Annotated in this window: 2 protein-coding genes and 1 pseudogene; 2 read left to right on the top strand and 1 reads right to left on the bottom strand. The window is 68.5% G+C overall.

The window, feature by feature from the left end:
- Positions 1–190 precede the first annotated feature (190 nt).
- Complete coding sequence (locus ASD35_RS09320; RefSeq protein ID WP_056874668.1) at positions 191–1,726, bottom strand: tryptophan halogenase family protein; 1,536 nt, start codon at positions 1,724–1,726, stop codon at positions 191–193.
- Between the two features lie 231 nt (positions 1,727–1,957).
- Between ASD35_RS09320 and ASD35_RS28515 the strand changes: the two are divergent.
- Together ASD35_RS28515 and ASD35_RS26530 are read left to right on the top strand one after the other, a co-directional pair.
- A pseudogene (locus ASD35_RS28515) lies at positions 1,958–2,908 on the top strand (ROK family protein); the annotation flags it as partial.
- A 202-nt stretch (positions 2,909–3,110) separates the two neighbouring features.
- On the top strand, positions 3,111–3,260 hold a 150-nt coding region (locus ASD35_RS26530; protein WP_255354510.1), incomplete at its 3' end, for an FGGY family carbohydrate kinase.

The following is a 3,260-nucleotide window of genomic DNA, read 5'->3' as shown; positions in this document are numbered from 1 at the left end:
GCCCGGTTGGAGCATCCACTGTCCGTCGGTGAACTTCATGGCGGGTTGGTTCCTTGTTGTCTCCGGGAGGCCGGCGGCGATGCCGGCCCTTCAATTCATCTCTTCGGGTCTTCTGGTCGTCTCTCCTCAATGATTCCTTGCGCGGCCCGAGCCCCAGGCCGCTCCCCAGCCACCTCCCCGAGCCCGGTGTTCAGCCGGGCGAGACCGGGCGAGGGGCTGGGGCATGCTTGGCGATGTAGTCGGCGTGGTCGGGCATGCCGGCCACGGTCTGAGTGATGGCCTGGCGCAGGCGTACGAAGTGCTGCAGCAAGGCCTGCACGTCGATGAGGTCGACGAAGGGGTCGTAGGCCTCGGGCCTCAACCCCAGGCCCAGGAATAGGGACACCCAGGACGGCTCGGCAAAACTGTCGGGGTCGAGGACGGCGACCCGGCCGGTCGAGCGGAAGAGCTCGATCTGGTGGGCCAGCGAGTCCGGGATGGGCATGGCCGCGCAATAGCGCCACAGCTCGCTGTCGCGCCGTGCCGTCACCTTGTAGTGCAGCACGATGAAATCGCGGATGGACTCGTACTGGCGGGCCATCAGGCGGTTGAACTCGGCCGCGAGGTGAGGCTTGAAGTTGCGGTCGGGCAGGAACTGGATGAGGCGGCCGACGGCGTCCATGATGAGCTGGATGCTCGTGGACTCCAGCGGCTCCAGGAACCCCGACGACAGGCCGATGGCGACAACATTCTTGACCCAGCCCTGCTTGCGCCGGCCGGTGGTGAAGCGCAACTGTCGCGGCGTGTCCAGTGCCTTGCTGTCCAGCCCGGCCAGCAACGTGGCAGCCGCCTCGTCGTCGCTGATGAAGCTGCTGCAATAGACATGGCCATTGCCGGTGCGATGCTGCAGCGGGATGCGCCATTGCCAGCCGGCCGCCCTGGCAGTGGATTGCGTGTAGGGCGTCAGCGGTTCGACGCGCTCGCTGGGCACCGCCTGGGCGCTGTTGCACGGCAGCAGCTCGCTCCAGTCCTCGAAGGGCGACTGCATCGCGCCGCCGATCAGCAGCGCGCGAAAGCCCGAGCAGTCGATGAATAGATCCCCGTCGATGCGACGGCCGTCCTGAAGCTTGACCGCGGCGACGAACCCGTCCTCGGGCCGCAGTTCCACGTCGACGATCAGCCCTTCGATGCGCTGCGCGCCGCGCTGCATCGCGTAGTCGCGCAGGTAGGCGGCGTAGAGGCCGGCGTCGAAGTGATAGGCGAAGGAGAAGGCGTTGGCCGCCGACGGCGCGCCGCCCTCGGGAAGCGTGAAGCGGTTGCGCCGCGCCATGACGGTCGGCGTGGACCAATCCTCGTAGGTCGGCATGTCGGCAACGCTGCGCTGCAGCCGCAGCCAATGCTGCCAGGGCGAGCGGCCCTCGATGGCCGGGCCGAAATCGCCGAAGCCGTGGAAAAAGCGATTGCCGACATGGCCCCAGTCGCGGAACTCGATGCCCAGCTTGAAGCTGCCCTGCGTCTGCCTGACGAAATCGGCCTCGTCCAGGCCCAACGTCTTGTTGTAGGCACGGATGGGCGGCAGCGTCGCCTCGCCGACGCCGATGGTGCCGATGTCCGGCGACTCGACCAGCACGATCTCCGGCCGCCGCGCACCGGCGCGCGCGAACAGCTGGGCCAGCGGCGCGGCCGCCATCCAGCCGGCGGTGCCGCCGCCCACGATGACGATCTTGCGAAGGGAAAGGTCTGACATCCGGATGAACCCGCGAGGACTGCCGGGCGCACCGGAATGGTGTGGCGGCATGCGGAGCGGCGTGAATCTTCGATGGCCTGTGGCGAATTGCGCTAGGTGCTTTCACCCAATTTACTTCGTGCGACGATCGAACTAATATGCACCAAGGCCGATATCAAAGCACCAACAAGGAGACAAGACTTGCAGGCTGAAGCCGCCGGTAGTCAACAGTTGCTCAAGGTCATCAACCGCATGGCCCTGGTGCGCCACCTGTGCGCCCACCCCGGGCTTTCGCGTGCCGACCTGGCTGGCGCCGTGGGGCTGACCAAGTCCACCGTCAGCATGCTGGTGCGCGAGTTGATCCAGGAGGGCTGGCTCGCGGAGCGCGAGGTCGTCGCCACCGGCGACCTGGGCCGCCGCCCCACCCCGCTGTTCATCGACCCCGGCCGCCTGCTGCTGCTCGGCGCCGAGGTGGGCATCGAATCCGTGCGCGTGGTCGCCACCTCGCTGACCGGCGAGATCCAGGCCTCCACCGTCACCCATTACAGCGCCGGCCGCTCGGCCAAGGCCTGCATCGCCAGTCTGGCCACGGCGCTGCTCAAGCTGCGCAGGCAGCTCGACGCCGACCAGCAGGTGCTGGGCATCGGCGTCGGCCTGCCGGGCGGCGTCAACGAGGCGCGTGGCGTGCTGCATTTCGCGCCCAACCTCGGCTGGCGCGACGTTCCCTTCGGTGCGCTTCTCAGCGAGAAGCTGCAGGACTCCTTGCTCGCCGGCGTGCCGCTGTTCATCCAGAACGAAGCCGACGTGGCGGCGCTGGGCGAGATGGAGTTCAACCCCGCGCCGGCCTCCGACCCGCTGCTGTACGTGTCCATCAACCAGGGCCTGGGCGCCGGCGTCATCGTCGGTGATCGCCTGCTGACCGGCAGCCGCGGCTTTGCCGGCGAGGTGGGCCACATGGTGCTTCAGTTGAACGGCCCGCGCTGCTCCTGTGGCCGCCGCGGCTGTGCCGAAGCGCTGGTCGCCACGCGCGCCATGCTCGGCCGCAAAGAAGAGGATGGCGAGGACGCCACGGCGCTGCGCTCGCTGTCCGAGGTGCGCGCCCATCTCGTCGACGAGGATCCCGAGACATTGCAGGCCGTCTCCTCCGCCGGCCGCTATCTCGGCGTGCTGCTGCAGAACCTGGCCACCGCCTACGACCCCGGCNCTTCCTGAAGCCGGCGCTGGCCACGTTGAACGACTACGCCGCCGCGGCCAACCTGACACCGCCGAGCGTGCGCACCTCACGCTTTGGTGCGAATGCCGTCGCCATTGGCGCCGCAGCGCTGGCACGCTACCGCCTGACCCGCCCGGCCCTGCCGCTGACCGACAGCGGCGTCGCCGTGGCAGAAGCCGAGGAACCCGCCTGATGTACCTTGGAATCGACCTCGGCACCTCCGAAGTCAAGCTGCTGCTGCTGGACGGCAGCGGCCGCATCGTCGGCACCGCCGGCAGCGCGCTGTCACTCTCGGCCCCCGAGCCCCTGTGGTCCGAGCAGGCCCCGGCCGACTGGTGGCAG

Source organism: Pelomonas sp. Root1444 (assembly GCF_001426885.1).
GTDB lineage: Bacteria > Pseudomonadota > Gammaproteobacteria > Burkholderiales > Burkholderiaceae_C > Pelomonas.
Note: the sequence above shows the minus strand (reverse complement) of the source record. Positions and strands in the feature narration are given on the sequence as shown.